At 47.6% G+C, this 23,111-nt stretch carries 17 protein-coding genes and 1 pseudogene; 8 read left to right on the forward strand and 10 right to left on the reverse strand.

Annotated elements, in window-relative coordinates; all coding sequences use genetic code 11:
- The first annotated feature begins 1 nt into the window (after position 1).
- Positions 2–823, forward strand: a complete 822-nt coding sequence (locus HNR77_RS17690) for an ABC transporter ATP-binding protein (RefSeq protein ID WP_221443895.1) — start codon at positions 2–4, stop codon at positions 821–823.
- Positions 813–1,652 (forward strand): ABC transporter ATP-binding protein, encoded by an 840-nt coding sequence (locus HNR77_RS17695; protein WP_184187085.1) that lies wholly within the window; start codon positions 813–815, stop codon positions 1,650–1,652. The genes HNR77_RS17690 and HNR77_RS17695 overlap by 11 nt, the downstream gene beginning before the upstream one ends.
- A gap of 190 nt (positions 1,653–1,842) precedes the next feature.
- Here the strand turns inward: HNR77_RS17695 and HNR77_RS17700 are convergent, their stop codons facing one another.
- Positions 1,843–4,686 carry a DUF5704 domain-containing protein gene (locus HNR77_RS17700; RefSeq protein WP_184187088.1) on the reverse strand — a complete coding sequence of 948 codons (2,844 nt, stop codon included), beginning with the start codon at positions 4,684–4,686 and terminating at the stop codon, positions 1,843–1,845.
- A gap of 310 nt (positions 4,687–4,996) precedes the next feature.
- Between HNR77_RS17700 and HNR77_RS17705 the strand changes: the two genes are divergently transcribed.
- The gene (locus HNR77_RS17705; protein WP_221443896.1) at positions 4,997–5,224 is read left to right on the forward strand and encodes a hypothetical protein; all 228 of its coding nucleotides are present in this window, start codon (positions 4,997–4,999) and stop codon (positions 5,222–5,224) included.
- Here HNR77_RS17705 and HNR77_RS17710 read toward each other — a convergent pair.
- The 6 genes from HNR77_RS17710 to HNR77_RS17735 all read right to left on the reverse strand — a co-directional run bounded on the left by HNR77_RS17710 (position 5,221) and on the right by HNR77_RS17735 (position 10,408).
- Positions 5,221–6,501 (reverse strand): S-layer homology domain-containing protein, encoded by a 1,281-nt coding sequence (locus HNR77_RS17710; RefSeq protein ID WP_184187093.1) that lies wholly within the window; start codon positions 6,499–6,501, stop codon positions 5,221–5,223. The genes HNR77_RS17705 and HNR77_RS17710 overlap by 4 nt on opposite strands.
- Before the next feature lie 334 nt (positions 6,502–6,835).
- Positions 6,836–7,165, reverse strand: coding sequence for a chaperone CsaA (gene csaA, locus HNR77_RS17715; RefSeq protein WP_145405761.1), 330 nt, complete (start codon positions 7,163–7,165; stop codon positions 6,836–6,838).
- Positions 7,166–7,315: 150 nt separating this feature from the next.
- On the reverse strand, positions 7,316–7,948 hold the full coding sequence (gene udk, locus HNR77_RS17720; RefSeq protein WP_184187096.1) for a uridine kinase: 633 nt from the start codon (positions 7,946–7,948) through the stop codon (positions 7,316–7,318).
- A 200-nt stretch (positions 7,949–8,148) separates the two neighbouring features.
- A complete protein-coding gene (locus HNR77_RS17725) occupies positions 8,149–8,730 on the reverse strand; it encodes a VanZ family protein (RefSeq protein ID WP_184187099.1) in 582 nt (193 codons plus the stop codon).
- Positions 8,731–8,763: 33 nt separating this feature from the next.
- A complete protein-coding gene (locus HNR77_RS17730; RefSeq protein WP_184187102.1) occupies positions 8,764–9,888 on the reverse strand; it encodes a DUF4179 domain-containing protein in 1,125 nt (374 codons plus the stop codon).
- The gene (locus HNR77_RS17735) at positions 9,872–10,408 is read right to left on the reverse strand and encodes a sigma-70 family RNA polymerase sigma factor (protein ID WP_184187105.1); all 537 of its coding nucleotides are present in this window, start codon (positions 10,406–10,408) and stop codon (positions 9,872–9,874) included. Before HNR77_RS17735 ends, HNR77_RS17730 begins: the two co-directional genes overlap by 17 nt.
- A 330-nt stretch (positions 10,409–10,738) precedes the next feature.
- Between HNR77_RS17735 and HNR77_RS17740 the strand changes: the two genes are divergently transcribed.
- The 4 genes and pseudogenes from HNR77_RS17740 to HNR77_RS17755 all read left to right on the forward strand — a co-directional run bounded on the left by HNR77_RS17740 (position 10,739) and on the right by HNR77_RS17755 (position 16,399).
- Positions 10,739–11,584, forward strand: a complete 846-nt coding sequence (locus HNR77_RS17740) for a PRD domain-containing protein (RefSeq protein WP_311768645.1) — start codon at positions 10,739–10,741, stop codon at positions 11,582–11,584.
- A 139-nt stretch (positions 11,585–11,723) separates the two neighbouring features.
- On the forward strand, positions 11,724–13,652 hold the full coding sequence (locus HNR77_RS17745; protein ID WP_184187111.1) for a beta-glucoside-specific PTS transporter subunit IIABC: 1,929 nt from the start codon (positions 11,724–11,726) through the stop codon (positions 13,650–13,652).
- A gap of 324 nt (positions 13,653–13,976) precedes the next feature.
- Positions 13,977–15,434: a glycoside hydrolase family 1 protein gene (locus HNR77_RS17750; protein ID WP_184187114.1), complete on the forward strand. Its 1,458-nt coding sequence runs from the start codon at positions 13,977–13,979 to the stop codon at positions 15,432–15,434.
- A 60-nt stretch (positions 15,435–15,494) separates the two neighbouring features.
- Positions 15,495–16,399: pseudogene (locus tag HNR77_RS17755) on the forward strand (2-keto-3-deoxygluconate permease).
- 103 nt (positions 16,400–16,502) lie between these two features.
- Here HNR77_RS17755 and HNR77_RS17760 read toward each other — a convergent pair.
- The gene (locus HNR77_RS17760; RefSeq protein WP_184187116.1) at positions 16,503–17,186 is read right to left on the reverse strand and encodes a type 1 glutamine amidotransferase domain-containing protein; all 684 of its coding nucleotides are present in this window, start codon (positions 17,184–17,186) and stop codon (positions 16,503–16,505) included.
- A 282-nt stretch (positions 17,187–17,468) separates the two neighbouring features.
- Between HNR77_RS17760 and HNR77_RS17765 the strand changes: the two genes are divergently transcribed.
- Positions 17,469–17,936: a hypothetical protein gene (locus tag HNR77_RS17765; protein WP_221443897.1), complete on the forward strand. Its 468-nt coding sequence runs from the start codon at positions 17,469–17,471 to the stop codon at positions 17,934–17,936.
- Between the two features lie 129 nt (positions 17,937–18,065).
- Here HNR77_RS17765 and HNR77_RS17770 read toward each other — a convergent pair whose 3' ends face one another.
- Together HNR77_RS17770 and HNR77_RS17775 are read right to left on the reverse strand one after the other, a co-directional pair.
- Positions 18,066–21,098 carry a DEAD/DEAH box helicase gene (locus tag HNR77_RS17770; protein WP_184187119.1) on the reverse strand — a complete coding sequence of 1,011 codons (3,033 nt, stop codon included), beginning with the start codon at positions 21,096–21,098 and terminating at the stop codon, positions 18,066–18,068.
- Complete coding sequence (locus HNR77_RS17775) at positions 21,095–22,936, reverse strand: SWIM zinc finger family protein (protein ID WP_184187122.1); 1,842 nt, start codon at positions 22,934–22,936, stop codon at positions 21,095–21,097. The genes HNR77_RS17770 and HNR77_RS17775 overlap by 4 nt, the downstream gene beginning before the upstream one ends.
- Positions 22,937–23,111: the final 175 nt, after the last annotated feature.

A 23,111-nucleotide genomic window follows, 5' to 3' on the forward strand; every position in this document is an offset into this window, starting at 1 on the left:
CATGTCAGGACGAGTGGCAGGGATGCCCTTGCTTGAGGTAACGAATTTGTCTGTCAGCTATAAGGAGGACACTGCTTCCTTGCACAATGTATCCTTTTCCATGAACCCGGGGGAGATCATTGGCATCGTAGGTGAGAGCGGCAGCGGGAAGTCCACCCTGCTTAGGGCAGTGCTGGGACTGCTTCCAGCAGGCGGGAGATATACGAGCGGAGAGATTGTTTTTCGGGAGCAGATGCTGTTCAGTAACAATACCCGGAAGCAGGATTGGCAGAGGGTGCGCGGTAAACAAATAGCGATGGTGTTCCAGGACAGCGGGGCATACCTGAATCCGATTCGCAGTATCGGGAGCCAGTATGTGGAGGCTATTCGTGCTCATCTTCCGATATCCCGCAAAGATGCTCAGGAGCTGGCTGTTCGGACATTGGCGAGTATGGGGCTGAATGATCCTGAACGGGTGATGCGTTCCTATGCTTCCCAGCTTAGTGGCGGGATGAAGCAGCGCACTGCAATCGCAATGGCGGCTTCGCTGGAGCCTGAGCTGCTGCTGGCAGATGAGCCCACCAGCGCACTGGACGTTACCACCCAGAACGAAGTGCTGAGCGAATTGAGCAGACTCTGTGGTGAACAGGGAACAGGCCTGATTATGGTGACACACAATATGGCTGTTGCGGCTCATATGGCTGACCGCATCGGTGTGATGCTGGATGGCAGACTGGTGGAGCTGGGAGATACGATGGACGTCATATCTTCTCCCTCGCATGAATACACGCGTAAGCTGCTGGATGCTGTACCTGAGTTGGAGGAGGATATGCATGACGGATAACCGATGGCCCATTTTGAAGTTAAATCAGGTATGCAAAACCTATGACTTGAAGGGGCAGCAGTCCGTTCAGGCGCTGCAAAACATAAATCTGGCATTATATCCCGGGGAATGTCTGGGGATTGTCGGACAGAGTGGAAGCGGCAAAAGCTCCCTCGCGAAATGTATAACTCAACTGGAACAGGTGACTTCAGGGGAAATCTGGTATCGTCAGCAGGAGATCACCCGTCTGAAGGGTGAGAAGCTGCGGCAGATGCGCAAACAGATTCAGATGGTGTTTCAGGAGCCTGCGGCAATATTTAACCCGCGTATGAAGGTAGGCAGGTTTATCTGCGAGCCGCTGTTGAATTATAAAATGATGAAGCGGGAGCAGGCCGTTCAGGAGATGCTGGTCTTGCTTGAGCGAGTCGGTTTGTCTGCTGCGGATGCGGATAAATATCCGCATGAGCTAAGCGGTGGGCAGCAGCAGCGAGCGGTCATTGCTCGTGCGATCGGTTTGCGTCCGGATGTCATTCTGTATGATGAGGCTACTTCGGCGCTTGACGTTTCCATTCAGCAGCAGATTCTCGATTTGTTGGTCGAGCTGCGAAGGGAGACAGGAGGTTCCTCCATTTTCATCTCACATGATCTTGCGGTGGTGCAGCAGGTAAGTGACCGTATTGCTGTAATGCATGAAGGGAAAGTGGTGGAGATTGTGGACAGCTCCAAGCTGACCAGTTCGGCGAATCATGAATATACCCGAAGTCTGATGTCCTCCGCATTATCCCTGCGAGCATTGAGAGACAGGGTGCAGATGCGGGAGCGTATAGAGGTTCTGGCAGGCAGTCGATAGAATAAGCCGATGATTTAAAAGGTACAAGAGAACAGTGTTATCCGAAGTGAGTTCATGAGATGCATGAACTTATTCTGGATAACCCTGTTGATGTGTCAGACGTATATATTCCGATCTAAACCTGAATGGACATCTTATATTTATACATGACTATATCTCATCTAAAGTGATCCTGTAGTACGATGCCTGCTTAATGTGGCACCTGAGACTGGAAGTCGCTGCGGCTGGACTGACTTGCATCATAGAAGAGGATATCCCCATCACTGAGCGGCCACCTGTCGCCGTTGTTGTTGGCAGGTGAGCGATCAAAGCCTTCTAATTGCCACTGGTTCATGAGCGGGGCATGGATATACTGTAAATGCGGTGCCGCTGTATTACCGTTGCGTAAACTTTCGATATTAAAATTAACGATGATGTACCCGTTTTTCAAAAATAGTTTCGATTTTTCATCTAACGTATTTTCCCTGGCCAGAGTTTCCAGATTAGTACCCTTGGGCACAGCATACACATCGGCTGGTAGACTGTACTCTCCATACCACCGCTGAATCGCGGCGTTGGCCCGATCTGCATTGACACTTGCGGGCAGGTTCGTCTTGGGGCCAATGAGGGTACGGATTGGCGCCGTCAGAATCATCCAGTCGTAACGTCCTGTCCATGTTTTCTGATGCGAAGTCTGGGTGACCACCTGTATCATATGCTCCGCTAACGATTTCCGGCTTCGTTCATCTGCAGAGAGTTCATAAGTATATTCGTAACGTGCTGCATCACTTAATTCTGTGTCAGGCACATTGCGAAGCCGTGAATTCAGAACAACAAAACGTTTCTCTATATCCTGCACAGAACCAATTCGGATCAAACGCTCCTGTCCCCGATGATAATAGAGATCCACATCCTGACGGGAAGCCCCATCCTTACTTATAAAGGAAAACGTGGGTGTAATCCGAATGCCGTCCTGTTTGCCAAACATATTGCCTTTTGTTTTGAGGTCAAACTTGAAGTGATAACCTGTTTTCACGGATGCATTCGCAAAACCCTGCACCGGATGGCTTCCGGGGCGGATGGGCAGCACAAATGGTGCAAAATTGCTTCTGGGGTCACCATCGATGTTACGGAATCCTGTCCAATAGCTATTACCCGTATGCTCGGAGCTGCCAGGGACTTGGCGAAATACATTCTCCCAGCTGTAGTCGGAGATGTCGGTGACATGAAAATCATACAATCTTCCAATCACATCTACAGGTATTCTGTCACTTGCCGTATGGTGGGCCAGATTGGTGTTGGCGTCGGGCTGCTCTGTAAAGTCGACTGGTGCATTCTCGGCTATGTTGCGAAACTCAATCGTATAGTTCCCTTCATCCACCCACACCGGAAGATAAAAACTCGTGTCCAACTGCTGTACGGGGATGTCTATCCATGTATGAGATGGGATGAAGCGTGCCCGATCGGCAGTGTATACATCAAACGGGAAGCGGACCTGCTTTATTCTGAAATATTTGGCATAGTCCTTGTTTCCGTAGCCGGGATAACTGGCAGCATTCAGATGCTGCCCCGATGTAGGGGTACGTACAATAAATTCACGCTCCAGAATAAGTGCAGCTCGGGTAGGATCAGGTACCGTTCTCTGATTATGCGGTTGATCGTCTGACACCCAAGCGTAGTTGACGACAGGAGTGTGAACAGTAACCGTGTTGATGCCGTTGATCGGCAGCACTTTGTCGGCTCCACCGTTCACGTTGCCAGGCAGCAGTTCGTAGTAGATCTGGCCCGAGCTTTCCGTGTTCGCCTTGTTAGGCAGGGAACTGCTAATTCCAAGATTCGGTGTGTACAAGACGTCCCGCCCAATCGTTGTAGGTGGCGGGATATGAGATGGTGTCGGGCCATCACGGGTTGTTTCCGCATCATTCATAATGGTTGCATGGTTAAACTTCACCAAGTCATTTTTCACAGTACTCTGCGGTGTGTTGGCTTCCGCCATTCCTTTCAATACGTCTGTATGATCCGGTACATCCGGGGGTGCATTCAGGCTACCTGTTAGCTTGGTAGGCGTGTATGATATGGTGGTGGTTTGTCCTGGCTTTACATGACTTGCAACAGAGGAATCGTTTCTGGATTCCAGCGCAGGTGCAATATAACCGGATGGATTCATCGTAATGGTTTCACCCGGCAGAGCATAATTCTTCATCGTAGCTTTGGCGATTTTGTACACTTCAAGATTGCTGATGGCCCAGTAGGAGTAGTCTCTTGTAATCTGGAAGCTGTATGGCTTCGTCACCGTATCGTTTCTGGGCTCAGGGGTGCCATCCGTGCAGCCTTGGTCATCGCATATCTTTGGTCCAGGCACAGTCCATTCTCTAGCATAGGAGATTGTAACGTTGCAGTCATAGGTAACTTTGCCGCTCATTTTCGTCCAAGCTTGTTTGAACAGATACTGATCGGCGAAGGCATTGGTGTAGAGAGACTCGGACGTTGGAATGCCTTTTAATACATTGAATATCTCATTATCTCTGTTATCTGACTTTATAACACCTGAAGCGTTAGGTTCGAGGTCAATCATGTTCATCGTTGTCCCTGGAGTTGGTGCTCCAATACTCGGAGTGCAGCCTCCACTTCCACCGCCACCGGTTTCCGTTTCCTGTTCAACACCCACGGCTGTTCTGGTCGTTAATTCGAATCCATCCTTTTTCCACAAAACCGTGATAAATGTCGTTCCTTTGCTGACTGCCTGCACCAGTCCCGAGCTGCTCACGGTTGCCACTGCGGGATTGGAGGACTCCCATGTGGTCGTTCCTCCACTGCCAGTGTTCACATTGGTTTCAGCACCAAAGCTGCCATCCCCGGTTTTGGTTTTGACGGTAGCTTGCAGCTGTTTCGTCTGGTTTAAGCTGATTTGTCCCCCGGGCGTGAGGTTGATTTCTTTGGTTATTTCGGCTTGGCCGAACCAATAAAGATCTGTGAAAAATACGTAGTCTGCAGAATATTTAGGTGGATTATAGGGTCTATAAGCTGTAGGTTCTATATTGCCACCTATCTGCATGTTAAATTTAGCCCTTTTCTCAGTAAATGATTCAACGTTTAGCAAGATTGGTTTTCCTACTTCGTAATATGCTGTATTGTCCATATATTTTGGAGAAAGCGAAGAGGAAGTAATATCACTTATACTGTATGTCTCATCATTTCTGTCCATATAGAATTGAGCTTGGTAACTAGGAGCCTCTAATGATAAATCGATACAGACAACTGAAGAAATAGGTTTATTAGTAGAGGGATTATTACTTAGAGTTTGACCATTACATTCCCCATCCACTCTCCAGCGCATATTATCTAATTGATAGATATATATGCCAATGTTTGTGAAACCTTTTCCTTCCACAGGCACTATTTTCTTTTGGATTTTGGCAGGTGAAGAAGGTTCGAAACGTGTAGGTTCTAATATTGGTTTAGTCCCTGGCCCCCCTGCTGCAAAAACCACAAAGGTCGAAAAAGGAAGCATTATCAAAATAATTGCCACAATTAAAATTTTTTTAGATACGGATGTTGAAAACATATTATATCATCCTCTAACTTCAGTTTAGTAAGTGGGCATTAATCTAAAAATAGTTCCATCCTTAAGAGTAATGAAAATTCCTGGTCTAAGTTCCTTGTCAAAATGTAATAAACCAGCCCCCCAATAAATTGGATTGTTCACGGTAAACACTCCCTTTGGACCAAGATATTCGTCAATGTGTTTTGCTCCATAATCTTTAAAAGCTTTGGTACTTGGTGAAGTTAGAGTGTTAATGGTAGGTGAATTTATCAGGCTTCCACCCTGTAGCTGATTCATAGATTTCTTGATATTGATTTCAAATTCAGAAAACGAGTAATATGCTCCTCGTAAAGGTTTGTTTTTTTCATCGACAAAAATAGGAAAGTAAATACTACGAGCTTCGTCCTCCACATATGGATTCACAATAATCCAATTCTTTATCTTTAAATCTGCATAATTAGTTACAGTAACCAGCTCTTGATTCCGAATTTTTGAGAAATCGCCAGTTATCTTGCTGTAATCATAAGATTCTGAGAATTTTTCAGGTCCGGGTTTCTGATACCTAGGTGCGATTACACTCAGATTAGTACCCGTCAAACCTACCTGTCGCAGTTCATTCAAACCTTGAATATCTGATGGCTTCGTTTGGGCAGTGGAGGCGTACCGGGCGATCAATACAGCAACCTCGGCACGGGTTGTGGTACGATCCACACCAAAGGTTTTATCATTAGCAACGCTCATGAGTCCTGTTCCGAGAGCGACAGCAACTGCATTTTTGTGTGAATCTGACAGCTTGCCTGTAAAATATTCCTTCGCAGGAATTACCGTGTTGGTGACATCGGAGAGCGCCTGTCCATAGTCTGAATTCACCACGCTCAATCCTTGTGTCAGCCAGTCAGCCATTTCACCTCGACTCAATGGAGCCTGAGCATCCAGTTTACCCTTGTAGCTGGAAGGATGAATAAAACCTTTTGCTATAGCCGTGGAAACGCTACTCTTGGCCCACTCGGGCACATCCGTGAAATTATTCGGTTCAGGCGTCTGCAGCTCCGGCTGATCAGTCAAACGTGCTAAAATACTGGCCATCTCTGCTTTGGTCACTGGAGCTCCTGGTTTGAACGTGCCGTCTGTATATCCCTTGAAATAACCCTGCTCTACTGCTGAATAAATCGCTGTCGATGCCCAGTGGGAGGCGGGTACATCCTTGAAGTTGCTTGCATCTTGTGCGGCTTTTGCAGAACTGTAGCCCACTGTGCCTGCAATTCCTGCAATGCCTCCTGTCAATAGTGCAAATGCGGTTAAACTGGAAATGATCTTTCTTCTCATGAATCCTACCCCTCTCGATAAAAGATGCTGACGCTGTTATGTACTGTTTAGGTTTATACACACTAAATTTGTAATAATAATTAACATTCTACCATGTATTACTAATCTATTGGCACGAATTATCACCGAAACGCCCCCTTGTCAGGATAAATAGATGAATGCTGAGGACCCTGTGTCTCTTCAAAAAACAACAAAAAAGGCCATGAATCCGCAGATTCACAGCCTTATGCTTTAAGGTCCAAAACAAAATTTATGTAGTTGATGCATCAATACATAAATTATACTCGATTTCCAAACATTTGAAAAGACTTTTTACGCCAATTCAAAAATATAGTCAGGCAATCGGTGTTCCATTGGGCAAGGGATGATCCGGTGAAAGCAGGACTACGTCTCCTTCGCCAGGCACACCACCCAGTACAAGTACCTCAGAGACGAAGCCCGCAATCCGTCGCGGCGGAAAATTAACGACAGCAACGACCTGTTTGCCAATCATCATGTCCGGCGAGTAGCGGTGGGTAATTTGAGCACTGGAATTTTTAAGACCAAGCGGCCCAAAATCAATTTTCATTTTAATTGCAGGAATACGCGCCTTCGAGAAGGCTTCGGCCTCCACCACAGTACCTACTCGAATGTCATGCTGCATAAACTCTTCAAACGTAGCCATAAGGTAAAACTCCTTTCAACCAACTATGCTATATAGTATAAATGAAGAGTTCTTTAGAAAAAAACAAAAATCCAGATTACGATACAGCGTAATCTGGATTTTCCTTGAATTGCAGTGATGAGATGCTACCACGAAAGACAATGCTTTCGATTAGGATCTGTTCCAGTTCTCTCCCGTGAGATACTTCTCGGTAAGAATAGACAGCATCTGAATACCCACTTCGTTATGCCCGCCTTCGGGGATAATGATATCGGCATATTTTTTGGACGGCTCAATAAACGCATCATGCATCGGTTTGACCGTTTCAAGATACTGCTTGTATACGGATTGGATTGTACGTCCACGCTCTTCCATGTCCCGCAGTACTCTGCGAAGAATCCGTACATCGGAGTCGGTATCCACAAAAACCTTGATATCAAGCAGTGTGCGGAGATGCTCATCAATAAGCACATGTAAACCTTCTACAATGACAATGTGGTTGGGCGCAAGCTCGATTGTTTCGCCTGCCGCACGGTTATCTATGGTGAAGTCATATACAGGAGCATAAGCGGCTTGCCCTTTTTTCAAAAGAGTAAGATGCTCAATCAGCAGGTCATTATCAAAGGCAAACGGGTGATCATAGTTTGTAAGCCGACGCTGCTCAGGTGTAAGGTCTGACTGGTCCTTGTAATAGTTGTCCTGGGATATGAAGGTCACTTTGCCTGATCCCAAACGTTCAATAACGGAGCGGGCTACCGTTGTTTTGCCGGAGCCAGTTCCTCCGGCGATACCAATAATGAGCATGGTTGTTCCATAAACCTCCCTAAAGTGGCAGTATGATCAATAGATGAAGAGTACTCAAAATGTTTACGTTTTGAGCTCAATCTGCATGTCTGTCTGCGAATACACAATTCCTTCATTGTATCACAGCTCGCAGACTTTTTCATCTAAAGCAGCAGACCATGTTTTGCCTTCAGGGGGCTTTATGCTTGTTCATATTCATTTTACTGCATATCTTTGGATGATACTCCCCGTGGTGACTGCCATAGGGCCATCAGGCGCTGTCCGATGGAACTTTTTGTGAACATATCCAGGATGACATAACCAAGAACACTTCCTGTTGTATTGGCTATCAAATCGTTCAGATCGGTGCTGCGACCGTTGCCTAAGGTTACTCGGAGCAGCAACTGTGTTATTTCGATGAGGAAACTTACGGTCAATCCTGCGAATGCTGCTGTTCGTATCGAATAAACCCAAGGCTTGATGAAAGGAAGCATGAACCCCAGTGGCATAAACAGCACAATGTTGAGGAGAAAGCTTGGTGCATCTGCAGTTAGAAGCGGAATCCATTGAATGCTTTGATACCATGGGGTCTGATTGGCATAGATTCCGATGTTCACGTCAATAGGGAAGAATACAAAGTGCATAACGCCCAACATATATATGACAAATGCGAGCATCGACACATACTGTCTGACCGTATACCTGGTTTTGCTCACCCTGGCATGGAGCATCAGGGCGAGCAGGATTAGAACGAATAATGGACCAAGTACGATGGGAGATGAGATTGAATATTGGATGGACATGCGATGGCTCCTTCACAAGGAAATGAGATCAGGCTATTGAAGCTGAATCTTCATTTCCATTCCCTTGATGAATTGAGTGTCTTTAACCTCTTCCGTAAAATCATCTTTGATCTTGAAAGGTTTCACTATCAGATATTTTACATCCTTGGCAGTTGTGGCATATATGCGTTCCGATTTCAGTTGGTAACCCTCGTATAGGCCTTCGCCGCTGAGAGCGGATAGCTGCCGCCCCTGATCATCATAGACGGCGAATCCGATGTGACGCAGCTGTTCTTGCTCTTTTGCCGTAAGTGTACTCTTATCGTTCAACCCAATCACGGTAGTTAAGCGGGTGGTGACAGGGGTAACCTCCGCTTCCGTAACAGCGGCCGTATACAGATCGTTGGTCATGACCGTTTTAGGCAGAACCTGATGAATGTTTTCTGTTGATTTGGCAAAAGGAACCGTCAACTCGAACTCATGATCGATGCCCTGCAACGTCAATTGAACCTTGGCCTCGAACTGATCCGGCAATTGTGCCGTTCCCTGATCGGAGGAAATGACCTGCTCAAAGAGCAGTGTATTTGGCTGCGTTTCTCCTACCGAACTATAGAACAGTCCGCTATCCGCAAGGGACCCGTTGACTTTGAAGAAGATATTCTCAATACCACTGCTCAGTTTCACGATGTCCTTGCCATTGTCATATTCACCCTGATTCAGATTAGGCGCAGTGAAATGAACCAAAAATGCAGCACGGGTACCATCATAAACTGTTTCAAGGACCTCCAGCTTCACATCTTGGTAAGCGACCTTACTGTTAACAGGGGTAGTCAAGCCGTCGTTGCCCGCCGTTCGCAGACCCATATCGGCTTCGATTGAGCTGAAGAGGCTTCCTACGAGTGGGATATTGCGCAAGGAGGCAGCCATGGCCGGAGATACAAAGCCGGATGCAAATACGGTCACGCCCAATACTCCGGCTGCGATTGTCGCAGCTGCAGCCTTGTGCCATCGCTTGTTCCGGCGACTGGAGCGCAAAGTCTGTTCGGTTTTCAATGTGTTTGGGGACGCCGGCAGAGAATCCAGTGTGGCATCAATCCGGTTACGAACGAGTTCAGACATCAGAGGACGCTCCTTCGCTTGGTTCTTTAATTCCTGCTCGATATTAAACGGGTTTGACATGTAAGTTTACCTCCCGAAAATTTTTGAATTTCTGATATAACTCCTGCCTTGCCCGAGTAAGTCTCATTTTCACTGCACTTTCGGAAATATTCAGCGCATCGGCGACTTGACGCAGGGAGAGGTCCTCAAAATAATGCAAAACGACTACAATTCGTTTCGATTCCTCCAGACGGTCTACCGCTTCTCGCATATCGACCTCATCATAGGGACTAGAATGCTCCCGCTTTTCTGAAGGTACCTCCGCATAAGCAGTGGATAGAGAGCGGCGGGAAAGCATCGTGTTGCATTCATTGATGAGGATCCGAAACAGCCAGGTTTTGAAATACCGGGGTTCCCGGAGCGTGTGCACCGATTTATATGCGTTCAGAATGGTCTCCTGAATGGCATCGGCCACGTCCTCCTCTTTTCGCAGCATGGATTTTGCTGTATTGTACAAAGCGTTCTCAATGTCTCGAATAAGCCGGATAAAGGCTTCACGATCTCCTTGGATGGCCTGGTTAACGAGATCGGTTGAATCCATGGGTAACAGCTCCTTTCGTATTGGAGGGATGAAGTCAGCACTTGGCTGGTTTTGATATGAATTAGACTGGCGGGTAGGGCATATGGTCACATTTTCTTTTTATAATTTTTAAAAAAGAGCGTAGTTATATATGACGTATCGGTTCTCTACGATCCCTTCAATGCTAAGAATGGTTGATTTTTCCTGAAGATTGGATGATTGACTTTTTCGAAAACAGCACTATAATAAACTTATATTCATAACACGGACTGTTACTGGGGAAACCAGGCATGACCGAATTCGATTGCTTTACTGTAATCGCTTTCGGTCTTTTTTTATTTTTGTTGGGGGGTGAGAACATTGAAGGTTATCAAGAAAGTAAACAATAATGTAGCCATTGCTATTAATGAACATAACGAAGAGGTATTTGTCGTAGGTAAGGGTGTAGGATTTCTGAAGACGCCCTATGAGTTGACGGAGACGGACTTGGTGGAAAAAATATTCGTAGCTCCGAAGAACATTCGGATGTATGATCTGCTGAACAGTATTCCGATTGAGGATATTTATCTCGCTGAGGAAGTCATCAAGCTGGGCAGTCAGATCCTGAATAAAACATTTAACCCGAATCTGCTTCTCACCCTGTCTGACCATATCAGTTTTGCATTAACCCGAACCAAGGAAGGCATCCGTATCAAAAACCCACTGGAATGGGAAGTGCGGACACTCTATCCGGACGAGACCCGGGTGGGAGAGGCTGCGCTGAAGCTGATTCAGGAGAAAACGGATATCGCTCTGCCGACAGCCGAAACAACACTGATTGCTCTGCACTTTGTCAATGCACAGGTGGGCTCTGGAGAGATGAGTGATACGACGAAGGTAACCACCGTGACGGGCGAGATCCTGTCGGTGATCAAGTATGCGCTCAAAATTGACTTTCAGGAAGATTCCATCCATTTTATGCGCTTTGCCACACATATCCGGTATTTCATTCTGAGGCAGATGAGCGGTAAATCGCTCAAAGACGAGAATGAATCGCTTTTCCTGATGGTGAAGGAGAAGTTTCCGAAAGAACTCGCTTGTGTGGAGAAGATTGCGGACTTTCTGAAAAACAACTATGGCTGGACCTGTTCCGATGATGAAAAATTATATTTAATCCTGCATATCCAGCGATTAATCTCAAACGAACCAACGGAATGAAATTGGTGAAGGAACTAACCGAATAATCCATATTGGACTGTTACTGATTCGATCAGGCATGACCAAGCGTAGGGAATGACGATTCCCCGGCTTGGTCATTTTTTATATATCCAATTTATTCATGTAGAGGAGAAGGGTCATGAACAACAAAGACTTGGCTAAAAACGTACTTGATCTCGTTGGTGGCGAGCAAAATATATCGGGTCTGACGCACTGTGCAACCCGCTTGAGATTCGTATTGAAGGATGACAACAAAGCAGATCTCAAATCGCTGGATCATCTTGAAGGCGTGCTTAAGGCACAAAATTCCGGAGGACAGATTCAGGTTGTCATCGGTGCTAAGGTAGATGCAGTCTATAGCGAATTGAAAAATCTGACCTCTGACCATATTGGCGAACTTACGGATTCTATAGACAGTGGACCGAAAAAGAGACGCAACCCCGTCAATGTCGTGCTCGAAACCATCGCAGGTATATTTACGCCTGTTCTGCCAGCACTTATAGGTTGCGGGATGATTAAATGTGTGGCCACCGTAATTGCTGCACTTGGATGGTTGGAAGGATCAGGGTTCATGAGCATCATTAATATGATTGGCGATAGCATCTTCTATTTCATGCCGTTCTTCCTGGCTGTTAGTGCTGCCAATCGCTTCAAAACCAATCCTTATCTGGCTGTTGCTCTTGCTGCAGGGTTGATGCATCCCGTTATTCTGGAGGCTGCCTCCAAAATTGCTGAAACAGGTGTGAAAAGCATAGACTTTCTGGGTATGCCGATTCTGTTGATGAAATATTCATCATCGGTTATTCCCATCATCCTCGCCGTATGGATTATGAGTTACGTATATCCGGTTGTGAATCGGGTAGTCCCAAAATTTTTGCAAGTCCTGATTACACCGATGATTGTGCTGTTTATAATGGTTCCACTTGAACTTATCATTCTAGGACCCATTGGTTCTTATATTGGTAACTGGCTTACGGATGGTATTAACTATTTATACGGCACGGTTGGTGTTCTGGCAGGTGCGATTCTTGGATTCTTCAAACCGATCATGGTTATGTTTGGAATGCATTATGCAATTATGCCTATTCAGATTCAACAGATTGCTACTATAGGTTCCACCATGCTGTTACCAGCTTCTTTGGCTGCCAATTTGGCACAGGCAGGAGCGGCATTCGGTGTACTATTTCTCACCAAGAATAAAACAATGAAATCCGCAGCTGGCTCCAGTGGTTTGACGGCATTGTTCGGGATCACCGAACCTGCCATTTACGGTGTTACGTTAAGATACAAACGACCATTCTTTGCTGGCTGTGCTGCCGCAGGTCTGGTAGGCGGTTTTTATACTTTGGTTGATGCAAAAGCAACTGCCATTTCACTTCCAGGTGTACTCTCTTTGGGGACTTATACAGCCGATCGGTATATCTACATCGTTATTGGCTGTATTGCGGCAGTTGTACTTGGTTTTGTCTTTACGCTGCTAGCAGGCATCAAGGAAGATACAGAAGGAAGTAAATCGAAACAGCAAGCTACTGATAGAGTTAATGAAAATCCAACATCCGCTGCCACAGAGGTAACTTCAGAGTCAGCAGCATCACTGACATCCACATCTTCTGACATGCTTATCGTTAGTCCGATGACAGGGGAGATCAAACCGATCTCTGAAGTGGAAGATCAGGCATTTGCTCAAGAGTTGATGGGTAAAGGTATTGCAATTGTTCCAACAGAGGGCAAGGTATATGCTCCATTTGATGGAGTAGTCGAGGCTCTTTATCGTACTAAACATGCTATCGGATTGAAAGCCGCGAATGGTGTTGAGATCCTGATCCATATCGGTGTCGATACCGTTAGCTTGAAAGGGAAATATTTTAACGCACACATCGAACAGGGACAGACCATCAAGGCTGGCGATTTATTAGTGGAGTTTGATCCAGAAGGCATTACGTCAGCAGGATATAACACCATTACATCCATTGTTGTTACCAACATGCAACAGTACGGAGACGTACTGACCACAGCGTCCAACGGCCCAATTCGGGAGAGCGAAGCAATGATCAAGTTAATTCCGTAAGAACTGCTCGTCTTTTCATTGATTAAGCTACGAATTACAAGCTATATAAGTTGAACTAAAGATGGTTTTCACTGACACTACGATGACAGAATAACCTGGAGAGTAGCGGTTATCCCCAGATTTTTTCGATTCCCTTTCTTGAAGGGAAAATCCGGTGATAAAGGCGAAGCGTATGCTTCCGATGCAGCTTTCTTCCAGAAAGCTTTTAGCTTCGCTTTTTCAGGTTTTTTCTGTCCTCTCCGTAGTCGTGTAAATGATTAGTTCAACTTATATAGATGTTTTAAATAAGACCTTAATAACAGGTAATAACAGGAGGAAACTAAAATGACGAATCCCCATTTTCCAAAAGGTTTTTTGTGGGGCGGTGCACTATCCGCCTGTCAGGCAGAGGGAGCTTATAATGTGGATGGCAAGAGTCTAACCATTCCCGAAGTGATGAAGTTTAACGAGAAGAACGACCGCAAGGTGACCAAGCAGATCAGGGTAAATTGGGAGATGATTGAAGAGGCCAGGAATGACCCGGATACTGTGAAATATCCGAAGCGGCGGGGGATCGATTTCTATCATAACTTCCGTGAGGATATCGCATTATTCGCCGAGATGGGTTTCAAAGTATTCCGTTATTCCATTTCATGGGCCAGAGTATTTCCAGGTGGCGACGATGCCGCTCCGAATGAAAAGGCACTAGAGTTTTATGATCAGGTTATTGATGAATGTCTAAAACAGGGTATGGAGCCCCTGATCACCATTAGCCACTTTGATACACCGATTGTACTGATGGACAAGTTCGGAGGATGGTACAACCGCAAGCTGATCGATCTGTATGTGAAATATTGTGATGTGCTGTTCAATCGCTACAAGGGCAAAGTGAAATATTGGGTGACGTTCAACGAGATTAATATGAGCGTGAAAGCATCGGCCAAGACGCTGGGAATCATTGATTACGATGCGCCGAATTATGAGGAAATGTTATTCCAAGGGTTGCATCATCAATTTGTAGCTGCGTCCAGAGCAACCAAGATGGCTCATGAGATTGATCCGAATAATCAGATCGGAAGTATGGTGGCTTATTTTACAACGTACCCGTACACATGCAAGCCGGAGGATGCACTTCAGATGCAGCAGGATGATCAGATGAAAAATCAATTCTACCTGGATGTGCTCAATAAAGGCGAGTACCCTTACTATAGTAAAACGTATTTCAAAAACAAGGAGATTCAGTTGAACATCGAGGATGGCGATCTGGATAGCATTAGCGCACATACGGCTGACTTCGTGGGGATGTCGTATTACAACTCCATGATATCCAGTAGTGATACCGAACAACTTGAATTAACAGCCGGGAATGTACACAGTGTCTACAAAAACCCGCATTTGCCTGCAAACGAGTGGGGGTGGCAGATTGATCCCATTGGCCTGCGGTATACGTTGAATCTCGTCTATGATCGGTATCAAAAACCAGTCTTCATTCTGGAGAACAGCTCAGGCTTCTACGACAAGCTGAATGAGGACGGAACGATCAACGATCCCTACCGGATTGATTTCCTGAGCAAACATATTGAACAGATGGGGCTCGCCATTGCGGATGGGGTCGAAGTGTTGGGTTACACGATGTGGGGGCCGATCGACATGATCAGTTCAGGGACTTCCGAGATGAGCAAACGGTACGGGTTTATCTATGTGGATCAGGATGACTATGGCAATGGTACGCTGAAAAGATATCGGAAGGATTCGTTCTTCTGGTATCAGAATGTGATCCGTACCAACGGAGCAGAACTGTAACAGGTCATGAATATTCTGGGCCGTATCAAAAAAATCCCTGGCGGCTTGCTGATTGTTCCCATGCTTGCCGCCGCGGTCATCAACACGGTGTTTCCATCGTTTTTTCAAATCGGAGATCCAACGACAGCACTATTCACATCGAAAGGTACCATGGTGCTAATTGGCATGATTTTGCTCCTGTCCGGTACACAGCTCAATCTGTCACAGCTTCTGGTGACCTTGAAGAGAGCAGGAGTACTCTGTATTTCACGTATTCTCATCAGCAGCCTGTTCGGCTGGGCATTTGTACACTTTTTTGGCATTAGTGGGGTCGGGGGAGTTTCGGCGGTAGCTTTCATTGCTGTACTGACCAGTTGTAATCCGGGATTATATCTGGCCTTGATGAATACGTACGGAGATGATGTGGATCGTGCTGCGTTTGGCATTCTGAACCTGATTGCCGTTCCGGTTATTCCGGTCATGATATTGAATTCGGCAAGCGGTGTCGGTATCGATTACTCAGTGTCCTTGCTACCCTGGTGCCTTTCTTCATCGGCATATTGCTTGGCAATCTGGACAGCAACATTCAGAAGATGTTCGCTCCGGGAACACTGATTCTGCTGCCTTTCCTGGGTACAAGCTTTGGGTCCAATATTGATCTGCGTATCGCATTTCAGTCCAGTCTGTCCGGCTTGCTGGTCACGGTATTATTTTTGCTGATCTGCATGCTGCCGCTCATTGGAATTGATCGTACGATATTAAGGCGGCCCGGTTATGCAGCGGCAGCGACATGTTCGGTTGCTGGACTCTCTATGGTCGTGCCATCGATGGCTGCTGGGTTCAATCCGGCATATGCGCCCTATGTGGACACAGCCATCGCTCAGATTGCGTTTGCCGTGATCCTGACATCGGTGACCGTGCCTTATATCGTGAAGCGACTGGCTAGAGGAACAGCGACGGAAGCTTGGACACAAGCAAATCATTAAAAAAGCAGCATGTGTTCTGTCAGGTCATGACGGATCACATGCTGCTTTTGCTTTGTACATCTATATGATCTCCTGGGGGAGGAGAGGAATGAATCGGTTTATTTTACAGACCCAGCAACAGTTTAACACTTTCAGCTACCGCTTTGCTGGATTGAGGATTCTGTCCTGTGACTAAGCGGCCATCAGTTGTGACATAAGAGCTGAATGCAGCAGCTTTATTGTATTGTGCAGCGCGTTCTCTCAAAGCATCTTCCAGCAGGAAAGGAACATACTCGGTTTGTTGAGCCAATGCTTCCTCTTCATTCGTGAAGCCGGAAACCGTTTTGTCGTTGATCAAAAGCAGGCCGTTGGACAACTTCACATTCAGCAGGGCTGTAACCCCGTGGCACACGCCGGATACAACGCCACCTTTTTCATAGATTTCACGAGAAAGCTCTTGAAGTTCCACATTGTCCGGGAAATCCCACATCGTACCGTGTCCACCCGTGAAGTAGATGGCGTCATAGTCGCTTGCGCTAACTTCGCTCGGTTTTAGCGTATTTTTCAACTTGTTCATGAAGGATTCGTTCTCGTAATAAGCTTTGGTGCTTGCGTCCAGAGAATCGCCCAAGCTTTTTGGATCAAGCGGCACGTTGCCGCCATTCGGGCTGACCAGATCAATCTGTACATTCTCGTTATGGTCGAACTCTTCAATGAAATGAGTCGCTTCACTCAGCCACAGACCAGTAGGCTCATCCTTGGTTGCATACTTATCGACATTCGTCAAAACAACTAGTATTTTTTTCACGGTAAAACCTCCTGTATATTTTGCATTGTTTATATTCTACATACAAACAAAATTAAATTGCGTAAAACTTAATTGGTATAAATATAACATGAGTATAGTTCAAAGTAAACTTTTTCACATGATTTGAAACAGAGCCTATTTAATTTAATAAAATACGAGTAGCTTGAGTTTAACTAAAATTTAAAATAATAGATTCAAAGTCCTAGTTCCTCTGGTATAATCATGTCGAATGATGTCAATCTTCACCAGATATCTTTCTACATATGTCGGGAGGTCTATTCTATGAAAAAGTCAATCAAGCTTCTGTCTTCAACAGCTGTTGCCGCAATTGCAGCTGTATCGGTTGTTACTTCGGCATCTGCAGCAAGCAGTTATGCGATTCAACCGATATCTTCGTTATCCAATGTAGACATTTCTTCAATGGATATTGAAACGGCATTGATGATGGTTCAGCAGGAGCGCAGCAAATTGCTGGAATCCCAGCTGCAATCACAGATTCAAGTGGTTCAGCAGCGCAATCAGCAAATTGCAGAGCTGAATGCACAATTGCAAGCGGCGCAGCAAAGAGGGGATCAAGTAGCGGTGCAGTCACTGAAAGGGCAGATTGATGCCCTCAGCAATTCGCAACAAATGGATATGCTTCGTTTGCAATCCCTGTCTAACAAACGGAATGAAGCTTTTGATCTCATGACAAATTTCATTAAAAAAATGCAAGACTCCAGATCCTCCATCATTGGCAACATGCGTTAAGCGATTGCTGCGCAGCCTTTCAAGGTTGCCCGATCGTTTACAGGTTCATAACATAACGGCATGAAATGAAAAGAGCGAAGCCGGGACTAACCTTCCCAAGCTTCGCTCTTTTTTTAAAAAGAATAAAATTTAACCAGACCAGTCTCTGCGCCGGGTGAACAGGTCCTTCAACTCATCCGTAGACAGCTCTGTAATCCAGTTCTCGGAACTGGTAATGATGTTGTCGCTTAGCTGCTGCTTGCTCTCCAGCATCTCGTCGATTCGTTCTTCCAATGTGCCGAGAGAGATGAACTTGTGCACCTGCACATCCTTGGTCTGGCCCATCCGATAAGCCCGGTCTGTCGCCTGATTCTCTACCGCGGGGTTCCACCAGCGGTCGAAGTGGAAGACGTGATTGGCCGCCGTCAGATTCAGCCCCACACCGCCAGCTTTAATCGACAGAATGAAGACCGAGGGTTGTTTGTCCGCAGGCAGACTGCGAGACTGGAATTCCTCAATCATACGGTCCCGTGCGGTCTTCGATGTGCCTCCATGCAGATACAATACAGGCTCCTGCAATTCCTGCCGCAGCACTTGCTGAAGCATCTGCCCCATACCGATATATTGTGTGAAAATAAGGCAACGCTCGCCCTCATCACGCAGCTCACGGACAAGCTCCATCAAGCGCTCCAGCTTGGCGGAACGGCTGATCAGCATCGCCATATCCTGCGGGCTGTACACGTCATAAGCCGAGCCAGCCGAGCCCTCATCTGCAAGTTCCTCTGGCAGCGTTTCCTTGGTCAGCAGCAGCGGATGGTCACACAGCTGCTTCAACTGGGTTAAGGCGGATAGAATCGCGCCTTTCCGCTTGATGCCTTCAAGTTCCTTCATTTTATCCATCAGTGCCTGCACGGTTTGATCATATAATGCGCTTTGTTCACCTGTGAGGTGAATATAAGTTTTCATTTCATTTTTGTCAGGCAGATCAAGCTGGATATTCGGGTCCTTTTTCTTACGGCGAAGCATGAAGGGTTTCACGAGCTGCTGCAGATCCTGCATGCGCTGCTCATCCTTATCCTTCTCAATGGCGCTGATGAAGCGAGTCTGGAACGCGCGAGCGCTGCCGAGATACCCTGGATTGATGAAGTCATAGATGGACCACAGCTCGGCTAATCGGTTCTCAATCGGCGTACCCGTGAGTGCTATGCGATGTCTCGCCGGGAAGCTGCGCACGGCCATGGATTGTTTGGTCTGTGCGTTTTTGATATTCTGCGCTTCATCCAGACAGATCGCAGACCAGGTGTAGTTTTCGAGCAGCTCCTGATCCAGTGTCGCTGTGGCATATGAGGTAATTATAATATCCGACTGCTCAGCCTGCGCCTGAAATTCCTCCCCGCTTAACCGCCGTGCGCCATAATGAAGGCTCACCCGAATGGAGGGAGCGAAGCGGCTGATCTCCTTCTGCCAGTTACCCAGCACAGAGGTGGGGCAGATGAGAAGTGCCGGGGCTTGTCCGGGCAAACGTGGCTCATGCTCCTTGATGTGCAGTAAATACGTAATAAACTGAATGGTTTTACCAAGCCCCATATCGTCAGCAAGACAAGCTCCCAGACCAAATCTGCGCAGAAATCCAAGCCAGGCAAAGCCCTCCTTCTGATAGGAACGCAGCTCTGCATGAAGTCCTCCCGGAACAGGAAGAGAGGGAGCGCCACCTTGGCCGCCTCCGAGCTGGGCAATGACCCGATTCAGGTGCTCGTTTAACTCCACTTCAAGCCGGACACTCTCGCTGGTCTGAGCTTGCGGCTGCTCTTCTTCGGTCTGCTGACCTTCCTTCCACTTCTGCTTGGCATATTCCCGCTGCTCATTGTGAAGCAGGTGCAGGTGCAGAATATCTTGAAACGAGAGCCCCTGCTCCCGATCCACACCGCCCATCGCTCGTTTGATCTGTTCCAGCAGTTCGGGATCGAGCGGTATCCATTCGCCGCGAAAGCGAACCAGTCGCTCGTTGCGGGCCACCAGGTCGGCAAATTCCTCTTCACTAAGATCGGTATCTCCAATTGCGATGCGCCAGTCAAAATGAATAATGGAGTCCAGTCCGAAGAAGGACTGTCCACGCTCGCTGCCTTCCTCCGGTTTCACCTTGGCACGCAGCTTAGGTTTTTTTCTGCGGGCTGCTTCCCACCAGCCTGGCAGAAGCACTTGCCAGCCTGCTGCCAGCAAGCGGCCGCTCTCCTGAGTCAGGAACTGCCAGGCCTGCCTGTCATCCAGCGGATCACCCAGCACATCACGTCTGCCGCTGATGGAGCTTCCAAGACGCGGCAGCTGAGCGCGCAATTGCTCCAGCCAGCCCGCTGCACGATCCAGAATGAACGGCGTCCACGCTTCAGGCCACTCGCCTTCCAGTCGTCCGCGTGAATCAAGCATAACGGGCACGAGCCCGGCAGCGTCCAGCTTGTTCTGAAGCACCAGGCGCAGGCGCCAGGATGTGTTGTCCTCATCTGGCTCCTGCAGCTGCAGCATCGGCCGGAATGGTGCGGCATCGGCCTTCCAGCCGATGGATACCAGCCATGACCGGGCATCAAGACCTGCCGTGCGCGGAATCATCCCGCGCTCGGGAAAGAGCTGCGGGAACTCGCGCCGCAGATCGGCGGCTGCTTCTTCGGTGCTGTACCATTGCTGGAATACAGCGGCAGAGTAGGCAGCGCCGAGCCCTTCGGCATAGCTCTCGTCCGTATGCCGGAACGCTTCATGCAGTACGGCGAGGTCCTGCTTTTTCAGGCTGTCAGAGTCCCAGCTCCATTGCAGCTGACCAGCGCGGTAGGCCTCGAAGCTGGGAACATATTTGCGGTTCTCGATAGAGAAAGCAAGCATGGGTGACAGCTGAATCAGATACGCTGCCTGCTCGTCCCATTTCCACTCGATATGAGTCAGGGTGTTCATTGAAGCGAAGAATGGAATGACTTCTTCCGCGGGCAGTACGACCAGCTCAACTTCTTCAACCTGGCGAATTTCCAGCTCCGTACCGTAGAAGGATGGAACATGCCAGGCGAAGAGACGCTGCTTCAGCGACTGGCCGGAGACAAAGTGATGTGTATTCAGGGCACCATAGAACAAGGCGTCGCCATATCCGGTCAACGCAACATGTACCTCGATTGTTTCTGTATACGGATGTAATAGACTCATGGAATCAGCTTACCTTTCCGAAGCTCCTCCTGCAGGGCGCGTAACCTGCTGTTGCGGACAGAGAGGGTAGTGATGAAGTGCTCCCACTGCTCATCATGCTTCAATTTTTTATAGATCTTGGACAGTCGTTTCAGCAGCTTGACTGCTGCTTTGTAACCATCCCTGTTTTTATGTCCAATATATCGCTCCACCGCCTGATGATAGAACGGAAGCAGCAATTCAGGTGCTTCCTTCTCGATCGGCTGCAGTACAGCAACGCGAAATTCAAGCGGCTCCGTACCTGTACTCAGCTGAAAATCAATCCACCTGCGCCATTGTCCGCGTGAATGCATAGCCTCTTCGTAGGCAGGGCGAGAGTGAGGGAGCATGCTGACAAGCGTGTCCCACATGCGATGCTCTGATTCCGGCACATGCTGGATGGTTAAATCCCACAGCTGCATGTAGTCCTGCAACGGCGTGTTGCTCCGATTGGTCAGCATAGGGCCTAGCTGCACCAGCCATGCGGCTAGACGTGTCCATTCAGCTGCATCGACCAGTGTATGCAGGAAATATAGCAGCTGCTCAGGAGGTACGCCGTACGCAGTGCTGCCATGGACAAGCTTTTGCCATGCAGCTGTATCCTGCTTCAGATGGTAGTGCATCCAGCCTTGAGCCAGAACAAGCGGCAGCTGAAGAATGACTTTTTTGACCGGTCTCTGCCGGTTAAGCTCCTGCTCCTTCGCCTGCTGCACAGCATCCTGCTCAATGCGATCCAGGGTAGCCAGTTCTGTCTGCAGCAGATCTGCATTTCCCTGAGGCTGTGTTACAATCCAGTTCAGCCATAGCTTGGTATATACTGGCGTAAAAAACATCATGTTTGCCGTCTCGGGCAGCATTTCTGTCCGCAAATAACCTGCGGTCTCAACCAGCCTTGCCCAGAACTGCTCAAGTGTCAAACCCTGAAGACCAGAACAGTCAAGCGGCTGGAGCAGCAGGGATTCAAGTCTCTTCTGGAGTGCATCCACGGCCAGCTGGGCCGGGTAACTTAAATACACAGGTGTATTTGTGATGGAATTACGTGCAGGCGGGATACAGTATCGCATAAGGTAGAGCAGCACATGCATCTCAAACAGCTGCTCCATGGCAGCAGGTAGCTTGGGCTTGATGGCATACAGCTCATCGGAAGCCTCCTGAATGTAAGCTGTAGTGGCTGTACCTGTTCCCAGCCGCCGGAGGCTGTCACGAAACAGCTCATGCCATTCCGGTATGCTCATGCCGGCCAATGCTGCTGCTTGCTCCCTGATCTCGCTGTACTGGCGTCCGTCCACAGCGTTATTGTCTTCGAAGGTCTGCCCGTGATCCGAGGTACTGTCAAAGCTGTATGCTCTCCCGGAGGAGGCAGTGACCACGGATTTAGCAGCTTGCTTCAAGGAGGTAGTTGCATGTGCATTCACAAGTGCAGGGACAGGGCGCCCCTGCTGCTCGGCATAACTCATCAGTACGGCAGCCATATGTTTGCACGGCGTGTTAACAGGACAGGTGCAGCGGCTGGTCGACAAGGCTTCCATGTACAGCACAACCGTATAAGCTTCCGTACCCTGTACCTCGGCAGTAATCGTCCCGGATTCATTAGAGTCTGCCTGAGTAAAATCCAGAGTGAAATTCTGAGTATGATCGTAGATTGCCGCATTATTATGAGGCATTGTCTGGCGGTGACTGAAGAGTAATGGTCCAACACGTTTCTGTTTATAATATTGGAATCCGCGCATGATCGTCAGGTTGTTATAAAGCTCCGCCACCTTAAAAATCAATGCCTGCCACTGCGCATCATCCATTTTCCATTCGTCAGGTATATTCATCATTCCATCTCCTGGGGTAAACATGGGTTAACTAAGGGTGACTTGTGCCACGTCCATGCCTAGAGTATCAATGATTCTATCATATCAGTTCCAGAGCTGCTCGTGCAGATATGCAGGAATAGTTCATATTGTGTATGCTTATCATATGTATTCCTTTTGAGAGCAATGCAGAGAG

The sequence above is a fragment of the Paenibacillus sp. JGP012 genome (genome assembly GCF_014203995.1).
Lineage (GTDB): Bacteria > Bacillota > Bacilli > Paenibacillales > Paenibacillaceae > Paenibacillus > Paenibacillus silvae.

Coding starts and splice junctions, on each gene's coding strand:
- HNR77_RS17745 (WP_184187111.1), top strand. CDS start 11,724: ATGAACAACAAAGACTTGGCTAAAAACGTACTTGATCTCGTTGGTGGC.
- HNR77_RS17750 (WP_184187114.1), top strand. CDS start 13,977: ATGACGAATCCCCATTTTCCAAAAGGTTTTTTGTGGGGCGGTGCACTA.
- HNR77_RS17700 (WP_184187088.1), bottom strand. CDS start 4,686: ATGCAGATAGGTGGCAATATAGAACCTACAGCTTATAGACCCTATAAT.
- HNR77_RS17725 (WP_184187099.1), bottom strand. CDS start 8,730: ATGTCCATCCAATATTCAATCTCATCTCCCATCGTACTTGGTCCATTA.
- HNR77_RS17710 (WP_184187093.1), bottom strand. CDS start 6,501: ATGAGAAGAAAGATCATTTCCAGTTTAACCGCATTTGCACTATTGACA.
- udk (WP_184187096.1), bottom strand. CDS start 7,948: ATGCTCATTATTGGTATCGCCGGAGGAACTGGCTCCGGCAAAACAACG.
- HNR77_RS17705 (WP_221443896.1), top strand. CDS start 4,997: ATGTTTGTGAAACCTTTTCCTTCCACAGGCACTATTTTCTTTTGGATT.
- HNR77_RS17690 (WP_221443895.1), top strand. CDS start 2: ATGTCAGGACGAGTGGCAGGGATGCCCTTGCTTGAGGTAACGAATTTG.
- csaA (WP_145405761.1), bottom strand. CDS start 7,165: ATGGCTACGTTTGAAGAGTTTATGCAGCATGACATTCGAGTAGGTACT.
- HNR77_RS17765 (WP_221443897.1), top strand. CDS start 17,469: ATGAAAAAGTCAATCAAGCTTCTGTCTTCAACAGCTGTTGCCGCAATT.
- HNR77_RS17775 (WP_184187122.1), bottom strand. CDS start 22,936: ATGAATATACCTGACGAATGGAAAATGGATGATGCGCAGTGGCAGGCA.
- HNR77_RS17730 (WP_184187102.1), bottom strand. CDS start 9,888: ATGTCAAACCCGTTTAATATCGAGCAGGAATTAAAGAACCAAGCGAAG.
- HNR77_RS17735 (WP_184187105.1), bottom strand. CDS start 10,408: ATGGATTCAACCGATCTCGTTAACCAGGCCATCCAAGGAGATCGTGAA.
- HNR77_RS17770 (WP_184187119.1), bottom strand. CDS start 21,098: ATGAGTCTATTACATCCGTATACAGAAACAATCGAGGTACATGTTGCG.
- HNR77_RS17695 (WP_184187085.1), top strand. CDS start 813: ATGACGGATAACCGATGGCCCATTTTGAAGTTAAATCAGGTATGCAAA.